This is a genomic window from Serratia sp. S4 (assembly GCF_000347995.1).
Taxonomy (GTDB): Bacteria; Pseudomonadota; Gammaproteobacteria; order Enterobacterales; family Enterobacteriaceae; genus Serratia; species Serratia quinivorans.
Map to the genome: position 1 here is coordinate 5,121,542 of NZ_KB661120.1, position 20,939 is coordinate 5,142,480.

The window sequence follows — 20,939 nt, forward strand, 5'->3', positions numbered from 1 at the left end:
CCATGACCACCAGAACCAATCTCGGAACGCGCTGAAAATCTCTCAAATCAAAACACTTTTGGTGTTGTAAGGTTAAGTCTCACGGATCATTAGTACTGGTTAGCTCAATGCATCGCTGCACTTACACACCCAGCCTATCAACGTCTTAGTCTTAAACGTTCCTTCAGGGGAATCAAGTTCCCAGGGAAGACTCATCTCGAGGCAAGTTTCGCGCTTAGATGCTTTCAGCGCTTATCTTTTCCGCACTTAGCTACCGGGCAATGCCATTGGCATGACAACCCGAACACCAGTGGTGCGTTCACTCCGGTCCTCTCGTACTAGGAGCAACCCCTCTCAATCTTCCAACGCCCACGGCAGATAGGGACCGAACTGTCTCACGACGTTCTAAACCCAGCTCGCGTACCACTTTAAATGGCGAACAGCCATACCCTTGGGACCTACTTCAGCCCCAGGATGTGATGAGCCGACATCGAGGTGCCAAACACCGCCGTCGATATGAACTCTTGGGCGGTATCAGCCTGTTATCCCCGGAGTACCTTTTATCCGTTGAGCGATGGCCCTTCCATTCAGAACCACCGGATCACTAAGACCTACTTTCGTACCTGCTCGAGCCGTCACTCTCGCAGTCAAGCTAGCTTATGCCTTTGCACTAACCTCACGATGTCCGACCGTGATTAGCTAACCTTCGTGCTCCTCCGTTACTCTTTGGGAGGAGACCGCCCCAGTCAAACTACCCACCAGACACTGTCCTCACCCCAGATTATGGGGCCGAGTTAGAACATCAAACATTAAAGGGTGGTATTTCAAGGTTGGCTCCACGCAGACTGGCGTCCACGCTTCAAAGCCTCCCACCTATCCTACACATCAAGGCTCAATGTTCAGTGTCAAGCTATAGTAAAGGTTCACGGGGTCTTTCCGTCTTGCCGCGGGTACACTGCATCTTCACAGCGAGTTCAATTTCACTGAGTCTCGGGTGGAGACAGCCTGGCCATCATTACGCCATTCGTGCAGGTCGGAACTTACCCGACAAGGAATTTCGCTACCTTAGGACCGTTATAGTTACGGCCGCCGTTTACTGGGGCTTCGATCAAGAGCTTCGCCTTGCGGCTGACCCCATCAATTAACCTTCCAGCACCGGGCAGGCGTCACACCGTATACGTCCACTTTCGTGTTTGCACAGTGCTGTGTTTTATTAAACAGTTGCAGCCAGCTGGTATCTGCGACTGGCTTCGGCTCCGAGAGCAAGTCTCTTCACCTACGCGCCAGCGTGCCTTCTCCCGAAGTTACGGCACCATTTTGCCTAGTTCCTTCACCCGAGTTCTCTCAAGCGCCTTGGTATTCTCTACCTGACCACCTGTGTCGGTTTGGGGTACGATTCTGTGTTACCTGATGCTTAGAGGCTTTTCCTGGAAGCTTGGCATCAACTACTTCTGCACCGTAGTGCATCGTCATCACGCCTCAGGGTTGAATAAGCAACCGGATTTACCAGGTCACTCCCCCTACACGCTTAAACCGGGACAACCGTCGCCCGGCTAGCCTAGCCTCCTCCGTCCCCCCTTCGCAGTAACACCGAGTACAGGAATATTAACCTGTTTCCCATCGACTACGCCTTTCGGCCTCGCCTTAGGGGTCGACTCACCCTGCCCCGATTAACGTTGGACAGGAACCCTTGGTCTTCCGGCGAGCGGGTTTTTCACCCGCTTTATCGTTACTTATGTCAGCATTCGCACTTCTGATACCTCCAGCAACCCTCACAGGCCACCTTCAACGGCTTACAGAACGCTCCCCTACCCAACAACGCCTAAGCGTCGCTGCCGCAGCTTCGGTGCATGGTTTAGCCCCGTTACATCTTCCGCGCAGGCCGACTCGACCAGTGAGCTATTACGCTTTCTTTAAATGATGGCTGCTTCTAAGCCAACATCCTGGCTGTCTATGCCTTCCCACATCGTTTCCCACTTAACCATGACTTTGGGACCTTAGCTGGCGGTCTGGGTTGTTTCCCTCTTCACGACGGACGTTAGCACCCGCCGTGTGTCTCCCGTGATAACATTCTTCGGTATTCGGAGTTTGCATCGGTTTGGTAAGCCGGGATGGCCCCCTAGCCGAAACAGTGCTCTACCCCCGAAGATGAGTTCACGAGGCGCTACCTAAATAGCTTTCGGGGAGAACCAGCTATCTCCCGGTTTGATTGGCCTTTCACCCCCAGCCACAAGTCATCCGCTAATTTTTCAACATTAGTCGGTTCGGTCCTCCAGTTAGTGTTACCCAACCTTCAACCTGCCCATGGCTAGATCACCGGGTTTCGGGTCTATACCTTGCAACTATTCGCCCAGTTAAGACTCGGTTTCCCTACGGCTCCCCTATACGGTTAACCTTGCTACAAAATATAAGTCGCTGACCCATTATACAAAAGGTACGCAGTCACCCAACTAGTAGGCTCCCACTGCTTGTACGTACACGGTTTCAGGTTCTATTTCACTCCCCTCGCCGGGGTTCTTTTCGCCTTTCCCTCACGGTACTGGTTCACTATCGGTCAGTCAGGAGTATTTAGCCTTGGAGGATGGTCCCCCCATATTCAGACAGGATGTCACGTGTCCCGCCCTACTCATCGAACTCACAGTTAATGCATTTTAGTGTACGGGACTATCACCCTTTACTGTGCGACTTTCCAGACGCTTCCACTAACACAAGAACTGATTCAGGTTCTGGGCTCCTCCCCGTTCGCTCGCCGCTACTGGGGGAATCTCGGTTGATTTCTTTTCCTCGGGGTACTTAGATGTTTCAGTTCCCCCGGTTCGCCTCATACGACTATGTATTCATCGTATGATAGTGCAACGAATTGCACTGGGTTTCCCCATTCGGGTATCGCCGGTTATAACGGTTTATATCACCTTACCGACGCTTATCGCAGATTAACACGCCCTTCATCGCCTCTGACTGCCTAGGCATCCACCGTGTACGCTTAGTCACTTAACCTCACAACCCAAAAGTGTTTCCACATTTGCATTGCTACATTTGAGAGACTCTATGACAGGTTAATCCTTACTCCAGTACATCTACGGAGGAGTAAGTTTCAGCTGTCATGTTTCAATTTTCAGCTTGTTCCAGATTGTTAAAGAGCAATATCTTAAACATGACTCTTGCGAATCAGTTTTAAGATTTTTTGATATGGTGGAGCTAAGCGGGATCGAACCGCTGACCTCCTGCGTGCAAGGCAGGCGCTCTCCCAGCTGAGCTATAGCCCCATATCAGAAAAGCATTTTTCACACCTTATCTACTACCTTCGCCAATTCGCTTCTAGTCAAAGCGAAGTCCTACGACGTTTATTCACATAAACGAATAGGGTGACAACGCAGGATAGGAGAGAATTGGTGGGTCTGAGTGGACTTGAACCACCGACCTCACCCTTATCAGGGGTGCGCTCTAACCACCTGAGCTACAGACCCGACAAGGTGCTTTAAGACTTAACCGCGAAGATTAAGCCTTATGCTCTCTTTCATTTCATCAGACAATCTGTGTGAGCACTTCACGCAATCAATATCATTAGGTAAGGAGGTGATCCAACCGCAGGTTCCCCTACGGTTACCTTGTTACGACTTCACCCCAGTCATGAATCACAAAGTGGTAAGCGCCCTCCCGAAGGTTAAGCTACCTACTTCTTTTGCAACCCACTCCCATGGTGTGACGGGCGGTGTGTACAAGGCCCGGGAACGTATTCACCGTAGCATTCTGATCTACGATTACTAGCGATTCCGACTTCACGGAGTCGAGTTGCAGACTCCGATCCGGACTACGACGTACTTTATGAGGTCCGCTGGCTCTCGCGAGTTCGCTTCTCTTTGTATACGCCATTGTAGCACGTGTGTAGCCCTACTCGTAAGGGCCATGATGACTTGACGTCATCCCCACCTTCCTCCGGTTTATCACCGGCAGTCTCCTTTGAGTTCCCACCATTACGTGCTGGCAACAAAGGATAAGGGTTGCGCTCGTTGCGGGACTTAACCCAACATTTCACAACACGAGCTGACGACAGCCATGCAGCACCTGTCTCAGAGTTCCCGAAGGCACTAAGCTATCTCTAGCGAATTCTCTGGATGTCAAGAGTAGGTAAGGTTCTTCGCGTTGCATCGAATTAAACCACATGCTCCACCGCTTGTGCGGGCCCCCGTCAATTCATTTGAGTTTTAACCTTGCGGCCGTACTCCCCAGGCGGTCGACTTAACGCGTTAGCTCCGGAAGCCACGCCTCAAGGGCACAACCTCCAAGTCGACATCGTTTACAGCGTGGACTACCAGGGTATCTAATCCTGTTTGCTCCCCACGCTTTCGCACCTGAGCGTCAGTCTTTGTCCAGGGGGCCGCCTTCGCCACCGGTATTCCTCCAGATCTCTACGCATTTCACCGCTACACCTGGAATTCTACCCCCCTCTACAAGACTCTAGCTTGCCAGTTTCAAATGCAGTTCCCACGTTAAGCGCGGGGATTTCACATCTGACTTAACAAACCGCCTGCGTGCGCTTTACGCCCAGTAATTCCGATTAACGCTTGCACCCTCCGTATTACCGCGGCTGCTGGCACGGAGTTAGCCGGTGCTTCTTCTGCGAGTAACGTCAATGCAATGTGCTATTAACACACTACCCTTCCTCCTCGCTGAAAGTGCTTTACAACCCGAAGGCCTTCTTCACACACGCGGCATGGCTGCATCAGGCTTGCGCCCATTGTGCAATATTCCCCACTGCTGCCTCCCGTAGGAGTCTGGACCGTGTCTCAGTTCCAGTGTGGCTGGTCATCCTCTCAGACCAGCTAGGGATCGTCGCCTAGGTGAGCCATTACCCCACCTACTAGCTAATCCCATCTGGGCACATCTGATGGCGTGAGGCCCGAAGGTCCCCCACTTTGGTCCGAAGACGTTATGCGGTATTAGCTACCGTTTCCAGTAGTTATCCCCCTCCATCAGGCAGTTTCCCAGACATTACTCACCCGTCCGCCGCTCGTCACCCAGAGAGCAAGCTCTCTTGTGCTACCGCTCGACTTGCATGTGTTAGGCCTGCCGCCAGCGTTCAATCTGAGCCATGATCAAACTCTTCAATTAAAAGCTTGATTTGCTTCAACTCGTGAAGCGATGCTCGAAAATAACTTTCGTAATAGTCATTCAGTTGGACAAGCCAACGAAACAACTTATTGCTTGGTCACTCTTCAAGACTTGATATTTTTTCGAACCCGAAGGTTCTGGATATCGTCTTGTGGAGTGCCCACACAGATTGTCTGATAAATTGTTAAAGAGCGTTCGTTACGGAGATAACTCTCGGTAACGCGGGAGGTGCATATTACGCTTTCCCGCTGAAGAGTCAAGCTTTTTTCTTATTAAGAAACGGTGTTTTCACCGGCTTGCTTCTTCCTGGCTGGGCGACTTGGTTCTCGTTAGAGGAGTCGTTGTTCCCGGTCAGTGGAGGCGCATTATAGGGAGTTCTCAGAACGCCGCAACCCCTAATTTCAATATTTTTTCCGACCGTTGAATGTTTAACCAAAACGGTCTTAAACAGGCAGTTTTTTCAACGATTTAAAGCCATATCCCTGCAGAACGGGCAATAAAGCGTCAGTGTCTTCATTTAACGCCATGCAATACGCCAGATTATCTTCCTGCGTAGACACCAGATTTTCCTGTGTCGAGATCAACCAGGCGGTACGACGGGCGATTGCCGCGCCGGAATCGATCAGCCGGGTTCCCTCAGGCAACACCTGCATTAACTCTTCTGCTAATAAAGGGAAGTGGGTGCAACCGAGAACTACAGTATCCGGCGGCTCACGCATGCTCAGCCATGGATGCAGGATTTTCTTCAGCGTTGGCAATGGTACAGCTTCGCCATGCAGCTTGGCCTCTGCCAGCTCCACCAGCTCTGAGGACCCTAATAGCTCAATTTTGCAATCGGTGGCGAAGCGGGCAATCAACTCATGAGTATAGGTGCGCTGTACGGTACCGCGGGTAGCCAGCAGGCCGACGACGCCATTGGCAGTCAGACGGGCGGCAGGTTTGATGGCAGGTACCACACCAACGACCGGGAAGGTAAAGCGTTCACGTAAGGCCGGTAAGGATACGGTACTGGCTGTGTTACAAGCGATGATGACTATCGCCAGAGGATGGCGCTGCTGCACCGCACTGACAATCTCCAGCACGCGTTCAACAATAAACTCTTCGGATTTCTCACCGTAGGGAAACGCCACATTATCGAAAGCGTATATATAGTGCAGGTCCGGCAGCAGTTGCCGAACCTCTTGATACACCGATAACCCGCCGACGCCGGAATCAAATACCAGTACCGTCGGACGGGTCTTCGCGGTGGTGTTAGAAGGTATAGCTTCCAGTGAGGTAGTATTCTCTTCCTGGAGTAGCGTAGCCATAAGCCGTCTCATAATCTTTATCAAACAGGTTGGCGATTCTACCACGAACTGTCAGATGAGATGTGACCGGATACGAAACTGCGAGATCCCACAGGCTGACGCCACCAAGTTTGACAGTGCGTGTCGTGTAACCACTGTAATCGCCATCATAACGTTCCCCCAGATAATGGTAGGTCACGGCCCAGTCGAAATCATAGACCTGCCAGTCCAGCTCATATTTCACCTGTTGCTTGGCCCGACGCAGCAGCACTTCGTTGGTTTTGGCATTACGCGGATCAACGTAATCATAGCCAATCTGGTGGGTCAACGGCCCGGTATCAAAGGAAGCCGTAGCCTCGACACCTTTAATGGTTGCCTGATTAACGTTGTAGTAAGCAGAACCAGAGCCGCTTGAGGCATAGCTGATCAGGTTATCTATATCGTTGCGATATCCGGTGACGCGCCAGGTAACCGGCCCGGTCAACCCTTCAAAACCCCCTTCCCACTGTTTACTTTCTTCTGGTTTCAAATCCGGGTTGCCGCCAAAGCTACCGTATTGTTGCCCCATATTCGGAGCCTTAAACGCAGTGCCATAGGAAGCAATAGCGCGGTAGCCCTCAACAAACTCCCATGCGGCGCTGGTTTGCCAAGTGCCATGCCAGCCAAATTGCGAGTTATCGTCACCACGAACTGCCCCTTCCAGAGTAAAGGCATCAATTTGTTGCTGTGCCGTCAGATAAAGTCCGGTATTACGCTGACTCTTGCTGTCGGTAATATAAGCAGTGCCTGGCTCAATTTTCTGATCCTGCCAATCAACACCCGTACTGATGTTGCCATTGGCAACCTGGAACGTATTACCCCACTGCACATTGTATTGTGTGGAATCATCCAAAGTTGCAGAAGCAGAATAAGGGCCATACTTGGGATCGTAGTTATAGTCCTTACTGTGGCTATAGCTGGCAATCAACTGAGTGGCATAAATACCGTCCTGGTAACGCAGACCGCTATCCCAACTTTGGCTATAGAGCTGACGGGTATCCGGCAGTGCGTCTGAATGTGCCGGGTCGGAATAGCTGTAATTACCATCATAAGCCGTACGGTTGTCATAACCGTAGCCGCGAACAAATCCGCTGAAAGCCTCATTAAACTTATGATCTATGCTGCCATACAGAGATTTACTCATGAAACCGTCGCGGTCAGTTTGCGCCGGGTTACCAAAGCTGTCTGGCAGATTCGCCACCACGTCATACCCTTTGGTATAGGTGTAGTTACCGGCGAGGGTCGCAACCGTGCTGTCGCCCAACTGTTGCTGAGTGGAGGCGTCATAGGCCTGATAGCCGTTTGAACCCATGCCGGCAGAAAGCGTAGTACCGTTCTTTTCACGGGTGGTAATGATGTTGATCACGCCGCCGATGGCATCGGAGCCATATACCGCCGAGCGCGGCCCACGGATGAATTCAATTTTCTGTACCAGCGAGATCGGAATTTGACTGAGGTCGGAAGAACCACTGACGCCAGCCTGATTCAGACGAATGCCGTCAATCAACACCAGTACATGGCTGGAGTTGGTACCGCGGATAAACAGCGAACTGGTTTGCCCCAACCCACCATTTTGCGACACATCTACGCCCGGCAGGCGGCGCATCACATCGGTCAGGCTTTTTGCCTGCCAGCGGTCGATTTCGTCACGGGTAACGACAGAGGTGGGTGCCAGCACGGAAGAAACCGGCTGCGGAAAACGGTTGGCGGAAACCACCAGGTCATCGCTGTTCTTGGCTGTGGTGTTGTCTTGCGCCCATCCAGAAAAAGCCGTGATCGAAGAAACCACCGCCAGCAGTGTATTTTTTGTAATTGTCATGAAAAAGCATCCAAACTTAATTGGCGGATGCCGCAGGATCATGGCCGGTATTTCGCGACGGCCACGGACATTGCGACGTAACACCGGCAGGTCTTCGGGCTTGGGAGTTGCGGGTGGCCTGTGAGCGACCTGCACCGGGCGATGACTTCCCATCCTGCAATGGACAGTGTCTGCGTAAAACGCTATCGCCGTGACTTCCCCTTACCGCTGCGCGTCAGCTCCGGATTCGAACCGGATTCCCTTTTCACTCGCTGCTTGAGGCCGGACGACAATGCTACGATCAATGTAAATAGATGTCTAGACTGCCATCAGTGTTACAAATAATAAACACGACAAAACTGGACTTCACGGACTGATTCCCTACAATCCCCGCTGATCAATTTTGCCTGACGAGAAGAAACATGACGCCCGAGAATTTGCCTATTGAACGTTACGATGACCAACTGGCGGAGAAAACTGCCCGGCTGAAAACGCTGATGTCACCGTTCACGGCACCCGAGCCGGAAGTGTTCCGCTCGCCGGTAAGCCACTACCGCATGCGCGCCGAATTCCGCATCTGGCATGATGAAGACGAGATGTACCACATCATGTTTGATCAGCAGACCAAGCAACGCATCCGCGTCGACAAATTTCCTGCCGCCAGTGAATTGATTAACCGCCTGATGAGCGCCCTGATCGCTGCCATCAAGCCGGAGCCGATTCTGCGCCGCAAGCTTTTCCAGATTGACTACCTGTCGACCCGCAGCGGCAAAATCATTGCCTCACTGCTGTATCACCGCAAACTGGACGACGAATGGCAGCAGCAGGCAGAAAAGCTGCGTGATGATCTGCGCGCGCAGGGCTTTGACCTGCAACTGATTGGCCGCGCGTCTAAAATGAAAATCATGCTGGATCAGGATTATGTAGACGAAGTGCTGCCGGTTGCCGGCCGCGACATGATCTATCGCCAGGTGGAAAACAGCTTCACCCAGCCGAATGCGGCGTTGAATATACAGATGCTGGAATGGGCGTTGGACGTCACCACCGGTTCTAAAGGCGATTTGCTGGAGTTGTATTGCGGTAACGGTAACTTCTCTTTGGCATTGGCGCGTAACTTCGAGCGGGTGCTGGCTACCGAAATCGCCAAACCTTCGGTCGCTGCGGCACAGTACAATATTGCGGCCAACCAGATCGATAACGTGCAGATTATCCGTATGGCTGCGGAAGACTTTACCCAGGCGATGAACGGAGTGCGTGAGTTTAATCGGTTGAAGGGTATCGATTTAAGCAGCTATAACTGCGAAACCATTTTCGTCGATCCGCCACGCAGTGGGCTGGACGATGAAACGGTGAAGATGGTGCAGGCCTATCCGCGTATTTTGTATATCTCATGCAACCCGGAAACGCTGTGCACCAATCTGGAGACCTTGCAGGAAACCCACAGCATCAGCCGCCTGGCGCTGTTCGATCAGTTCCCGTACACCCATCATATGGAATGCGGCGTACTGTTGGAAAAACGCGTTTAATCTGACAGGGGCGCCATTATTGCTGCGCCCCTGCTTTACGCCCATCAGGCCGGCGTATTCTCATCCAGCACCTTGCGCGCCTTCAGCTTGATTCCAATCCAGAACACCAACGCCACGGAAATGATCGCCGGCAGGAAGTTAGAGCCAATCTGCGGGTATTCGGCCCGGACGATCGCACTGTACAACAACACCCCCAGCAGGAAGGTCGCTGCGGCCAGCTTGGGCATGCCGTCCGGCATCGCACGGTGCAAATAACGCTGGTGCAGACAGTAAACCGCCAACACCAAAGTCAGGATAGGGAAAATCGAAAACGGCACCACCGAGCTGAACAACGCGGCGAACGAACCGTTGATCGACAGGCCGGCAATCAACGCCAGCAGTAAGGTGCCATTCTCACGGCTTGGTTTTTCCATCGCTTTCTACCTTTTATACGTGGGATACAGAAGCTTTTTCTTGTTGGCGGCGATACCAATAATAAGCACCTTTGGAAATCATCCGCAGTTGCAGCACTAAACGTTCCTCAAGCCGACGCCGTTGTTCGAGATCGATGTCCAACGCTTCAGCACCGGCGCTGAATACGATAGTCACCATGGCTTCCGCCTGCGCTTCGGTAAAACTGCGCGGCATATGGTTTTCCAGCTCGAGGTAATCTGCCAGTTCGGCGATAAAATGTTGGATCTCACGCGCTACCGCCGCACGGAAGGCCGACGAGGTACCGGAGCGCTCACGCAGCAACAGACGGAAGGCGTTGGGATTGTTACCGATAAACTCCATAAAGGTGGAGACCGAGGTGCGGATCACGCTGCCGCCCTTGGCAATACGCTGGCGTGCCTGACGCATCAGTTGCCGCAGCATCAGGCCGCTCTCATCAACCATGGTCAGCCCCAGCTCATCCACGTCACGAAAGTGACGGTAGAATGACGTCGGTGCGATGCCCGCTTCACGCGAGACTTCACGCAGGCTCAGGCTGGCGAAGCTGCGTTCGGCGCTTAGCTGGCTGAAGGCCGCCTCGATGAGGGAACGACGCGTCCGTTCTTTTTGTTGTGCTCTGACGCCCATATGCATATCCAGATAAGATCCATTTTGTCAGTCTAACGCCGTAGACCCGGCAATATAGCAAATTTTATTGCAACAGCATTTATACAAACGCGCCCTGTCACAGTTTCCGCCTGCACCATTTGTGCTTTGCCTCAAAAAGCCTAATGGTGATTGGGCACTCAGCGCTATGATGTTAAGATACCGTTGTAATTTTGTAATTAAGACAGGTCTCTCCCCTATGCAACAGCACTATCAATTTGATGCCATAGTTATTGGCTCGGGCCCTGGTGGTGAAGGTGCCGCTATGGGGTTGGTGAAACAGGGCGCCCGCGTGGCCGTTATCGAACGGTACAATAACGTAGGCGGCGGATGTACCCACTGGGGTACCATCCCGTCCAAAGCCCTCCGCCACGCCGTTAGCCGCATTATCGAATTCAACCAGAACCCGCTTTATAACAACTCACGCACGCTCAGCGCGACATTCCCTGATATTTTGCGCCATGCCGATAACGTGATTAACCAGCAAACCCGGATGCGCCAGGGATTCTATGAGCGTAACCAATGCAAGCTGTTTGCCGGCGACGCACGCTTTATCGACGCCAACACCGTCAGCGTCAGCTATATGGATGGCACTCAGGACACTATCCGCGCCGACCATATCGTGATCGCCTGCGGTTCGCGCCCTTACAATCCGTCGAGCGTCGATTTTAACCATCCGCGCATTTACAACAGCGATTCAATTCTCGAACTGAACCACGAACCGCGTCACGTGATCATTTACGGCGCCGGGGTTATCGGCTGCGAATATGCATCTATCTTCCGCGGGTTGAACGTGAAGGTCGATCTGATCAACACCCGCGATCGCCTGCTGGCGTTCCTTGACCAGGAAATGTCAGACTCACTGTCTTACCACTTCTGGAACAACGGCGTGGTGATCCGTCACAACGAAGAATTCGAGAAGATCGAAGGCACCGACGACGGCGTGATTGTTCACCTGAAATCCGGCAAAAAAGTGAAAGCGGACTGCCTGCTGTATGCCAACGGCCGTACCGGTAACACCGACTCGCTGGGGTTGGAGAACGTCGGTCTGGAATCAGACAGCCGTGGCCTGCTGAAAGTGAACAGCATGTACCAGACTGCGCTGTCGCACATTTATGCCGTGGGTGACGTAATTGGTTATCCAAGCCTGGCATCTGCCGCTTACGATCAGGGCCGTATTGCCGCGCAGGCGATTGCTTCAGGCGAAGCCAGCGGGCATCTGATTGAAGACATCCCCACCGGTATCTACACCATTCCGGAAATCAGCTCCGTCGGTAAAACCGAGCAGGAACTGACAGCGATGAAGGTGCCGTATGAAGTGGGCCGCGCCCAGTTCAAACATCTGGCGCGTGCGCAGATTGCCGGGATGAACGTCGGCAGCCTGAAGATCCTGTTCCATCGCGACACCCTGCAGATCCTCGGGATCCACTGCTTCGGTGAGCGTGCGGCGGAGATCATTCACATCGGCCAGGCGATCATGGAACAGAAAGGTGAAGGCAATACTATCGAGTATTTCGTTAATACGACCTTCAACTATCCGACCATGGCCGAAGCCTACCGGGTGGCAGCGCTGAACGGCTTAAACCGCCTGTTTTAGCGTAGTACCCAGGTAGTTTTGCATGTGCTCGCGGATCGCCTCGGCCAATTGCTCATAACGACTGCGCAATGGGGAGCCGGGGCGGTACACCAGCGCAATGGTGCGCTTGGGTTCAGGTTTATAACAGTCGAGATAGCACACGCCGTCACGCTCGCGCTGCGGCGGTACCGCTAATGAAGGCAACAACGTAATACCACTGCCCGCCGCCACCATATTGCGCAGCGTTTCCAGGCTGGTCGCCCGGAAATGGGTATCCTCGTCGGCACCGGCCTGGAAGCAAAAGCCCATTGCCTGATCGCGCAAGCAGTGCCCATCTTCCAGCATCAGCAGTTTTTCCCCTGCCAAGTCCGGCATCGCCACGCGGTCACGCTGCGACCATGGGTGATCGGAGTACACCGCCAGCTTCATTGGCTCATCAAACAACGGCACTTCGATAAAGGCTTCGCTTTCCTTCACCAACGCCAGGATCGCACAGTCCAGTTTACCGCTGTCGAGTTGCGCCAGCAGCTGTTGGGTTTGCGCCTCATGCAGGTACATTTCCAACTTGGGAAAGGTTTTATGCAGCGTAGGGATGATCTGCGGCAGCAAATAAGGCCCGACGGTGGGGATCAAGCCGATATGCAACGGCCCGGACATGGCTTCGCCCTGCTGGCTGGCCATCTCTTTCAGCACTTTGACTTCGCGCAGCACGGTACGTGCCTGCTCCACCAGCAACAGACCCGCCTGGGTAAATAACACCTTGCGGCTGGTGCGTTCGAGCAACATCACACCCAGTTCGTCTTCCAGCTTGCGGATCTGCCCACTGAGCGTGGGTTGGCTAACATGGCATGAATCGGCGGCACGGCGGAAATGCCGGTGCTCGGCCAAGGCGACCAGGTACTCTAAATCACGAATATTCATTGTTTCCCTCCAGACCACGATAGCTCATGGCGATAGATAAGATAGCAATGAGCGATTAGAACTATCAAGCCCCGAGGTCGATAATGTGTCCCAACAAAGCGGCAGTACGCTGTCAGCTAGAAATTATTTTTCCTAATTAAAGGGTTAATTGATGTTTACCAGTCAAGAAGGCAAAAAAGTTCCTCAGGTCACCTTCCACACCCGCCAGGGTGACCAATGGATCGATGTGACTACCAACGACCTGTTTAAAGATAAAACCGTCATCGTATTTTCACTGCCGGGCGCGTTCACCCCAACCTGTTCTTCCAGCCACCTGCCACGCTACAACGAGCTGTCCAGCGTATTCAAACAGCACGGCGTTGACAGCATTCTGTGCGTCTCGGTGAACGACACTTTCGTGATGAACGCCTGGAAAGCCGATCAACATGCTGCAAACATCACCTTTGTGCCGGACGGCAACGGTGAATTCACCAAAGGCATGAACATGCTGGTCGAAAAAGCCGATCTGGGCTTTGGCCCACGCTCATGGCGTTATTCGATGCTGGTACGTAACGGCGTAGTGGAAAAAATGTTTGTCGAGCCCAACAAGCCGGGCGACCCGTTTGAAGTGTCTGACGCCGACACCATGCTGAAATACCTGGCACCGGAATTCAAAGTGCAAGAGTCGGTTTCCCTGTTTACCAAGCCGGGCTGCCCGTTCTGCACCAAAGCCAAACAAATGCTGCAGGAACGTGGCATCCAGTATGAAGAGATTGTACTGGGTCAGGACGCAACGACCGTCAGCCTGCGCGCCGTCAGCGGCCGTTCCACGGTACCGCAGGTGTTCATCGGCGGCCGTCATATTGGCGGTAGCGATAACCTGGAAAACTTCCTGTCAGCCTGATTTATAAGTAATAACATTTATAAGTAATAACAAAGCCAACGTGAACTTTTGGCGGGCTCCGGCCCGCCCTTTTTTTAGCTTTCAGGAGCGGATATGAAATTGTTGAATGTTGACGTCGCCGTTATCGGTGGCGCTTCATCGTCTCGGGGTTGAGACCAAAGTGTTTGGCGTTGGCGGCGCCGTCGGTCCGTTGACTGACAGCACGGTACGCAACTACGCTGCTAAAACCCTGGGCGAAGAGTTCTATCTTGATGCCGATGTGAAAGTGGAGATGATGCAGCGCGAAGGCGACAAAGTGTTTATCCGTTATCAGGATTTACACGGCAAGACGCCGGAGATCAGGCGCGCATTGCCGGGACGTTCACGCGTGATACTACGTAACAAAGGTATCCTGCACGTCTACGGCGAACAGGGCCCGGACGTTTCCTCGGTGCAGAGATGATGGGGCCGGACGTCGAGCATATCGCCCATCTGCTGGCCTGGGCGCATCAGCAGCAAATGACCATCAATCAGATGCTGGACATGCCGTTCTACCATCCGGTGATCGAAGAAGGTCTGCGCACCGCGCTGCGCGATCTGCAGGCCAAGCTTAAGCTGGGTGAGGCCGAGGCCGAACGCTGCCAGCGCTGCCCGGGCGAGTAATCTTTCTAAAAACAAAGGGCGCAGTTCTGCCTATGAACTGCGCCCTTGATACTGAGTAACCTAATTAAGCCAAACGCTGTTTCGCTGCGGCGATCGCGCTGGCGACCTGCTGAGGAGAAACGCCTCCTTTGGCCGAGCGCTTATCCAGGCAAGACTGCAGTGCCAGGATCGGGTACACATCGTCGCCAATCACTGCGCTGAACTTCTGCAAATCAGTCAACGGCAGGGCTTCCAGCGCCTTGCCCTGACGAATGGCCTCCACTACCGCTTCACCGACGATATGGTGCGCCTCACGGAACGGCACGCCTTTGGCGACCAGATAGTCCGCCAGTTCGGTCGAGTTGGCGTAACCCTGCTCCGCCGCTTCTTTACAACGCGGACGTTTCACCTGAATGCCATCCAGCACCAGCGCAGCCATCTGCAAGCAATCCATCCAGGTATCAAGCGCGTCAAACAGCCCTTCCTTGTCTTCCTGCATGTCTTTGTTATATGCCAACGGCAGGCCTTTCAACGTCATCATCATACCGGTCAATGCACCCTGCACGCGGCCACATTTGCCACGGATCAGCTCCAGTGCATCCGGGTTTTTCTTTTGCGGCATCAGCGATGAGCCGGAAGTCACACGGTCAGACAGATCGACAAAGGCAGCTTCGCCACTGTTGAAGAAAATCAGGTCTTCGGCAAAGCGCGACAGGTGCACCATGCTGATAGAAGCATTGGATAACAGCTCCAGCACGTGATCACGGTCGGAAACGCTGTCCAGACTATTACGGGTGGCCGAAGCAAAGCCCAGCCAACCGGCCAGTTGTTCACGGTCGATCGGATAGGCGGTGCCGGCCAGCGCACCGCTGCCCAGCGGGCTGACGTCCAGGCGCTTCAGCGTGTCCTGCAAACGGCTTTCGTCACGCGCCAGCATTTCCACATAGGCTAAACACCAGTGGGCAAAGGTCACCGGCTGCGCGCGCTGCAGGTGGGTATAACCCGGCATTACCGCGTCTTGATTGGCTTCGGCAGTTTCCACCAGCGCCTGTTGCAACTGCACGATGGCCTGATGCAGTTCGCCGATCTGCTGTTTGCACCACAATTTCAGATCGGTCGCGACCTGATCGTTACGGCTACGGCCGGTGTGCAGTTTTTTGCCCAGATCGCCGACTTGGTCGATCAGCTTCTGCTCCACCCAACTGTGAATATCTTCTGCATCGCTGCTGACAATCGCCTGCGGATCGGCCTGCACTTCTGCCAACAGCCCGTTCAACGCCTGCTCAAGCTGCTGCTGCTCGGTTGCCGTCAATACGTTGACGGTGACCAGCGCTTTCGACCAGGCCACCGAACCCACAATGTCCTGTTCCGCCAGGCGATAATCGAAGCGCAGAGAATCGTTTAATTGTTTGAACCGCTGATCTGCCGCCTGACTGAACCGTCCGCCCCAAAGTGCCATACCTTACTCCTGATTTTTATGCGAATAGGGGCGCAGCACGCTGCGCCCCTATCAAGTCACGCCGAATAATTAATAAGTTACTTGTTCTTGATCTCGTTCAGCGCGCGAATGCGTGAAGAGAGTGAGAACAGACGGATAAAACCGCCCGCGTGGCTGTGATCGTAAACTTCGTCTTCGCCGAAGGTCGCGAACTCTTCGGAGTACAGGCTGTTGGCGGATTTCTTCTGAATCGCCGTCACCTGGCCTTTATACAACTGCAACACCACTTCACCGTTAACTTCTTCGGCCAGCGCTTCGGCGGAGGCCTGCAGTGAACGACGCAGTGGAGCAAACCAACGGCCATCGTACACCACGTAAGACATTTCCAGGCCCAGTTGCTCACGCCATTTGAAACTGTCGCGATCCAGCACCAGCTGTTCAACGCCACGCAGTGCCGCCACCATAATGGTGCCGCCCGGGGTTTCGTAGCAGCCGCGGGATTTGATGCCTACCAGACGGTTTTCTACGATATCGATACGGCCCACGCCATGCTTGGCACCCAGCACGTTCAGGGTTTCCAGACATTTGTACGGGCTAAGAGCTTCACCGTTAACGGCCACTACGCAGCCTTTCTCTACGGTGATGGTCACTTGCTCAGGCTGGTCCGGCGCTTCCTGCGGATCGACAGTCCAGACCCAACAGTCTTTGTTCGGTGCGTTCCACGGGCTTTCCAGCACGCCGCCTTCGGTAGAGATATGCCAGGCATTCTCGTCACGGCTGTAGATTTTTTCCAGCGACGCGGTGGTCGGGATGTTGCGCTCTTTCAGGTAGTCCAGCAGCGCTTCACGGGAACGCAGGTTCCACTCACGCCAAGGGGCAACCACTTTCAGATGTGGGGCCAGTGCGGTATAGGTGGTTTCGAAACGCACCTGGTCATTACCTTTACCGGTTGCGCCGTGGCACACCGCGTCAGCACCCACTTTCAGCGCCAGTTCAACCTGCGCTTTAGCGATAATCGGGCGCGCCATGGAGGTGCCCAGCAGGTAGCTGCCTTCATACAGGGCGCCGGTCTGCAGTACCGGGTAAACGTAATCACGGATGAATTCTTCACGCAGATCAACCACGTGGCACTCAGAGGCACCGGATTGCAGGGCTTTTTGCTCCACACCTTCCAGATCGCTGCGCTCCTGGCCGATATCCGCCACGAAGGCTACCACTTCGCAGCCGCCGTAGTTTTCTTTCAGCCAGGGAATGATGGCCGAAGTATCCAGACCGCCAGAGTACGCCAGAACGATTTTTTTGATGCCTTGGTTTTGCATGGTCTTTTCCTTTTTAATTCTATATTTAAGCGAGGATCCGGGTGCCAATTGACACGCCGTTAAACAGTGCAGGAAGCTGATCGGCATGGCGCCAACTGGCGATATCTACCGGGCGACCGAGGGTGCGGGCCGCATCGAGCGCCGCATTCACCTTCACCACCATACCATCAGTGATGATGCCCTGGGCAATCAGTTGTTCCGCTTTTTGCGCCGTCATTTCTGCGATGCGTTGCCCTTTTCCGTCGAGGATGCCACTGACATCCGACAGCAGGATCAAATCCGCACCCAGCGTGGCGGCCAGAGCCGTCGCTGCCTGATCGGCGTTCACATTCATTAACTGCCCATCGGCGGTAATACCGATGGAACTGATCACCGGCAGATAACCGGCGCCCAGCAGGGTATTGAGCAACAGCGGGGAACCCGGTTGCGCATTGCCCACGTGGCCCAGCGCTGGATCCAGCGGGGTGACAGTCACGCTGCCACCATCCGCCAGGCTCAGGCCGACCGCATTAATCTGGTGCTTGATGGCCCACGCCAGCAAGGTTTTGTTGGCGGTGCCGGCCAGCGCGCCGGTAATAATGTCAATCTGATCGGCCGGAGTCACACGCAGGCCATTTTTCTTCACCACCGGCAGGGAAAGCTTTTTCATCAGTTCATCGACCAGGCAACCGCCGCCGTGAACGATCACCAACGGGCGCTGATGCTGCTGACGGTAGCTGTCCAGTGCGGTAAACAGACGCTCCAGCGCCTCTTCACTGTCTAATAACACGCCACCTAACTTGATAATTAACGGGTTCATCGCTGTATACATCCCACGCTGGTGATTTATTAAAGTAATGACTGGGTTTCAGGGAACCCAAAACGGATATTCAGGCATTGCACCGCCTGAGCGGCTGCGCCTTTCAACAGGTTGTCTTCCGCCGCCACGGCAATCAGGTGTTCGCCCTGCACGGCAAAGCCGATGTCGCAGAACGGCAGCCCGACGACTGACTTCAATGCCGGTACGCCCTGGTCGTACAGCCGCACCAGCGGTTTGTCGTCATAGGCGGCGTGATAAACGGCAGCCACATCCTGCGCGGTCACACCGGCTTTCAGGCGACAGGTAATGGTTTCGAGAATACCACGCGGGAAGTTACCCAAATGTGGCGTAAAAATGACCGGCACGCCCAAATGCGCGACGATTTCCGGATGGTGACGGTGGTTGAAAATACCGTACGGCTGCAGGCTCACCTCACAGAAACTGGTGGTCACGCTGGCCTTGCGGCCTGCACCGCTAACGCCGCTGGTCGCGTTGATCACCGGCCACTGCTCAAGGTTCAGCAACTCCTGGTCGATCAACGGTTTCAGTGCCAACTGCGCCGCCGTCGGATAACAGCCCGGTACGGCGATCAGCTGAGCCTGTTTGATTTTGTCGCTCTGCCATTCCGCCAGACCATACACCGCCTGCTCCAGCAAGTCGGCATGCTGATGTTCAAAACCGTAATATTGGCTGTAGAAGGCGGCATCTTTCACGCGGAACGCACCGGACAGGTCAAACACCACGCAACCTGCGGCCAGGAATGCCGGCGCGATATCGTGGCTAACCTCGTGTGCCGTCGCCAGGAACACTACGTCAATACCCACAGCGGCGGCGGCTACATCAACCAGCGGCTGCAAGGGGAGATCGACGATGCCTTTTAACTGGGGGTGCAAATCGGAAAGCAATTTTCCTGCATCTGCACTTTGCGCTGAAACCGCTAAAGCGGTTATGTTCATGTGTGGGTGACGATTAAGGTACGCCGTGAGCTCTGCTCCGGCATAACCGCTGGCACCGACAATCAGCGTATTCAACATGGGGCCTTTCACCTTCTAGACTTGCGTTTGGTCGTATTCGACTCAGGTTTCCAGGCTCACCAGCGTTGTTTTGCCGTTCACCCACGAGGTCGAGCGTTGATGTTTTTATAATCATCCGGGAATCGGGTTCCCTTACGCTCCAGCTTATTGTATTTTTATTCACAATAATTGCATGAATATTGATACCAACCTAACCAAAGGCTGTCAACAGTGAAGATGAAATTACCTCCATTTATTGAGCTGTACCGGGCGTTGATCGCCACTCCGTCGATCAGCGCCACCGATGGCGCCCTCGATCAGAGTAATGAAGCATTAATCAACTTGCTGGCCGGCTGGTTTGCCGATTTGGGCTTCCGCGTCGACGTGCAGCCGGTGCCGGACAGCCGCAACAAATTCAACCTGCTGGCCAGCATTGGCGAAGGCAGCGGCGGCCTGCTGCTGGCGGGTCACACCGACACCGTGCCTTACGATGAAGGCCGCTGGACGCGCGACCCTTTCACCCTGACCGAACACGACAATAAGCTGTACGGTCTGGGCACTGCCGATATGAAAGGCTTCTTTGCCTTTATTCTGGATGCGGTACGCGACATCGACGTCAGCCAACTGACCAAGCCTTTATACATTCTGGCCACCGCAGATGAAGAAACGACGATGGCCGGCGCACGTTATTTTGCCGCCTCGACCAGCATCCGTCCGGACTTCGCCATTATCGGTGAGCCAACCTCGCTGCAGCCGGTGCGTGCGCACAAGGGCCACATAGCCAACGCCATCCGCATCGTCGGCCAATCCGGCCACTCGAGTGACCCGGCGCGCGGCGTGAACGCCATCGATCTGATGCATGAAACCATCGGCCGCCTGATGGAGCTGCGCAAAACGCTGCAAGAGCGCTTTAACAACCCGGCCTTTGCCGTGCCCTACCCGACCATGAACTTCGGTCATATCAACGGGGGCGATGCGGCCAACCGTATCTGCGCCTGCTGCGAGCTGCATCTGGATATCCGCCCGTTACCGGGCATGACGCTCGACAACATCAACGAACTGATGCAGCAAACGCTGGAGCCAGTCAGCCAGCGCTGGCCGGGCCGCCTGAGCATTGAGGAGTTGCATGCCTCGGTTCCGGGTTATGAGTGCCCGACCGATCACCATATGGTGGCGGTGATTGAGAAACTGCTGGGCACCCGCACGCAGGTGGTCAACTATTGCACAGAGGCTCCCTTCGTCCAGCAGGTCTGCCCGACGCTGGTGTTGGGTCCCGGCTCTATCGACCAGGCGCATCAACCGGACGAATACATAGATACCGGCTTTATCGAACCGACGCGCAAGCTGCTGGGTCAGTTGGTCAGCCACTTCTGTCGCCAATAAACCTGACACAGGGTAGGGTTAATGATTTATCATCTCCCTACCCATTAATAAGTAGCAAACCAATGAAATAAGCCAGACTGATAACCGGCGCAGCGTAATTAAATTTCAGAAAATGCGCCGATTTTGATGTTTTTTTGCTAAAAATAGTGTCAATTGACCATTGGACAGG

The 20,939-nt window shown here is 54.0% G+C and carries 13 protein-coding genes, 2 tRNA genes, 2 rRNA genes, 1 pseudogene and 1 riboswitch; of the genes and pseudogenes, 5 read left to right on the plus strand and 13 right to left on the minus strand.

Going from position 1 to position 20,939, the window contains the following annotated elements:
* Positions 1 to 68: 68 nt before the first annotated feature.
* The 6 genes from SERS4_RS0124585 to btuB form a co-directional block, all read right to left on the minus strand.
* Positions 69 to 2,976: ribosomal RNA gene (locus tag SERS4_RS0124585) — 23S ribosomal RNA — on the minus strand.
* Between the two features lie 193 nt (positions 2,977 to 3,169).
* Positions 3,170 to 3,245: transfer RNA gene (locus SERS4_RS0124590), tRNA-Ala, on the minus strand.
* A 124-nt stretch (positions 3,246 to 3,369) separates the two neighbouring features.
* Positions 3,370 to 3,446: transfer RNA gene (locus SERS4_RS0124595), tRNA-Ile, on the minus strand.
* 102 nt (positions 3,447 to 3,548) lie between these two features.
* Positions 3,549 to 5,091, minus strand: a 16S ribosomal RNA gene (locus tag SERS4_RS0124600).
* Together the 16S and 23S rRNA genes with 2 tRNA genes alongside form the textbook arrangement of a ribosomal RNA operon.
* 443 nt (positions 5,092 to 5,534) lie before the next feature.
* On the minus strand, positions 5,535 to 6,398 hold the full coding sequence (murI, locus tag SERS4_RS0124605) for a glutamate racemase (protein ID WP_012147443.1): 864 nt from the start codon (positions 6,396 to 6,398) through the stop codon (positions 5,535 to 5,537).
* Positions 6,343 to 8,235 (minus strand): TonB-dependent vitamin B12 receptor BtuB, encoded by a 1,893-nt coding sequence (btuB, locus tag SERS4_RS0124610; protein WP_017894401.1) that lies wholly within the window; start codon positions 8,233 to 8,235, stop codon positions 6,343 to 6,345. The genes murI and btuB overlap by 56 nt, the downstream gene beginning before the upstream one ends.
* Before the next feature lie 67 nt (positions 8,236 to 8,302).
* A riboswitch (cobalamin riboswitch) is annotated at positions 8,303 to 8,516 on the minus strand.
* Between the two features lie 120 nt (positions 8,517 to 8,636).
* On the opposite strand from btuB, the gene trmA reads away from it, so the two are divergent.
* On the plus strand, positions 8,637 to 9,740 hold the full coding sequence (gene trmA / locus SERS4_RS0124615; RefSeq protein ID WP_017894402.1) for a tRNA (uridine(54)-C5)-methyltransferase TrmA: 1,104 nt from the start codon (positions 8,637 to 8,639) through the stop codon (positions 9,738 to 9,740).
* Between the two features lie 44 nt (positions 9,741 to 9,784).
* Here trmA and SERS4_RS0124620 read toward each other — a convergent pair whose 3' ends face one another.
* Together SERS4_RS0124620 and fabR are read right to left on the minus strand one after the other, a co-directional pair.
* Complete coding sequence (locus tag SERS4_RS0124620) at positions 9,785 to 10,153, minus strand: YijD family membrane protein (RefSeq protein ID WP_017894403.1); 369 nt, start codon at positions 10,151 to 10,153, stop codon at positions 9,785 to 9,787.
* Positions 10,154 to 10,166: 13 nt separating this feature from the next.
* Complete coding sequence (gene fabR, locus SERS4_RS0124625) at positions 10,167 to 10,799, minus strand: HTH-type transcriptional repressor FabR (protein WP_017894404.1); 633 nt, start codon at positions 10,797 to 10,799, stop codon at positions 10,167 to 10,169.
* A gap of 217 nt (positions 10,800 to 11,016) precedes the next feature.
* Here fabR and sthA point away from each other — a divergent pair, with 217 nt between their 5' ends.
* The gene (gene sthA, locus SERS4_RS0124630) at positions 11,017 to 12,414 is read left to right on the plus strand and encodes a Si-specific NAD(P)(+) transhydrogenase (protein ID WP_012147448.1); all 1,398 of its coding nucleotides are present in this window, start codon (positions 11,017 to 11,019) and stop codon (positions 12,412 to 12,414) included.
* On the opposite strand, the gene oxyR is transcribed toward sthA, so the two are convergent.
* Positions 12,397 to 13,314: a DNA-binding transcriptional regulator OxyR gene (oxyR, locus tag SERS4_RS0124635; protein WP_017894405.1), complete on the minus strand. Its 918-nt coding sequence runs from the start codon at positions 13,312 to 13,314 to the stop codon at positions 12,397 to 12,399. The two genes, sthA and oxyR, sit on opposite strands and share 18 nt — an antisense overlap.
* A 151-nt stretch (positions 13,315 to 13,465) precedes the next feature.
* On the opposite strand from oxyR, the gene SERS4_RS0124640 reads away from it, so the two are divergent.
* Positions 13,466 to 14,197 (plus strand): glutathione peroxidase, encoded by a 732-nt coding sequence (locus SERS4_RS0124640; RefSeq protein WP_017894406.1) that lies wholly within the window; start codon positions 13,466 to 13,468, stop codon positions 14,195 to 14,197.
* A 121-nt stretch (positions 14,198 to 14,318) separates the two neighbouring features.
* A pseudogene (locus SERS4_RS26810) lies at positions 14,319 to 14,839 on the plus strand (dihydrolipoyl dehydrogenase); the annotation flags it as partial.
* Between the two features lie 64 nt (positions 14,840 to 14,903).
* Here the strand turns inward: SERS4_RS26810 and argH are convergent.
* From argH to argC, 4 genes are all read right to left on the minus strand, one after another.
* Positions 14,904 to 16,277, minus strand: coding sequence for an argininosuccinate lyase (gene argH, locus SERS4_RS0124655; protein ID WP_017894407.1), 1,374 nt, complete (start codon positions 16,275 to 16,277; stop codon positions 14,904 to 14,906).
* A 77-nt stretch (positions 16,278 to 16,354) separates the two neighbouring features.
* Entirely contained in the window at positions 16,355 to 17,575 is a 1,221-nt protein-coding gene (locus SERS4_RS0124660) for an argininosuccinate synthase (protein WP_012147453.1), read from the minus strand.
* Between the two features lie 25 nt (positions 17,576 to 17,600).
* A complete protein-coding gene (gene argB / locus SERS4_RS0124665) occupies positions 17,601 to 18,374 on the minus strand; it encodes an acetylglutamate kinase (RefSeq protein ID WP_012147454.1) in 774 nt (257 codons plus the stop codon).
* A gap of 29 nt (positions 18,375 to 18,403) precedes the next feature.
* A complete protein-coding gene (gene argC, locus SERS4_RS0124670) occupies positions 18,404 to 19,408 on the minus strand; it encodes an N-acetyl-gamma-glutamyl-phosphate reductase (RefSeq protein WP_017894408.1) in 1,005 nt (334 codons plus the stop codon).
* A 216-nt stretch (positions 19,409 to 19,624) separates the two neighbouring features.
* On the opposite strand from argC, the gene argE reads away from it, so the two are divergent.
* Complete coding sequence (gene argE, locus SERS4_RS0124675; RefSeq protein WP_017894409.1) at positions 19,625 to 20,770, plus strand: acetylornithine deacetylase; 1,146 nt, start codon at positions 19,625 to 19,627, stop codon at positions 20,768 to 20,770.
* Positions 20,771 to 20,939: the final 169 nt, after the last annotated feature.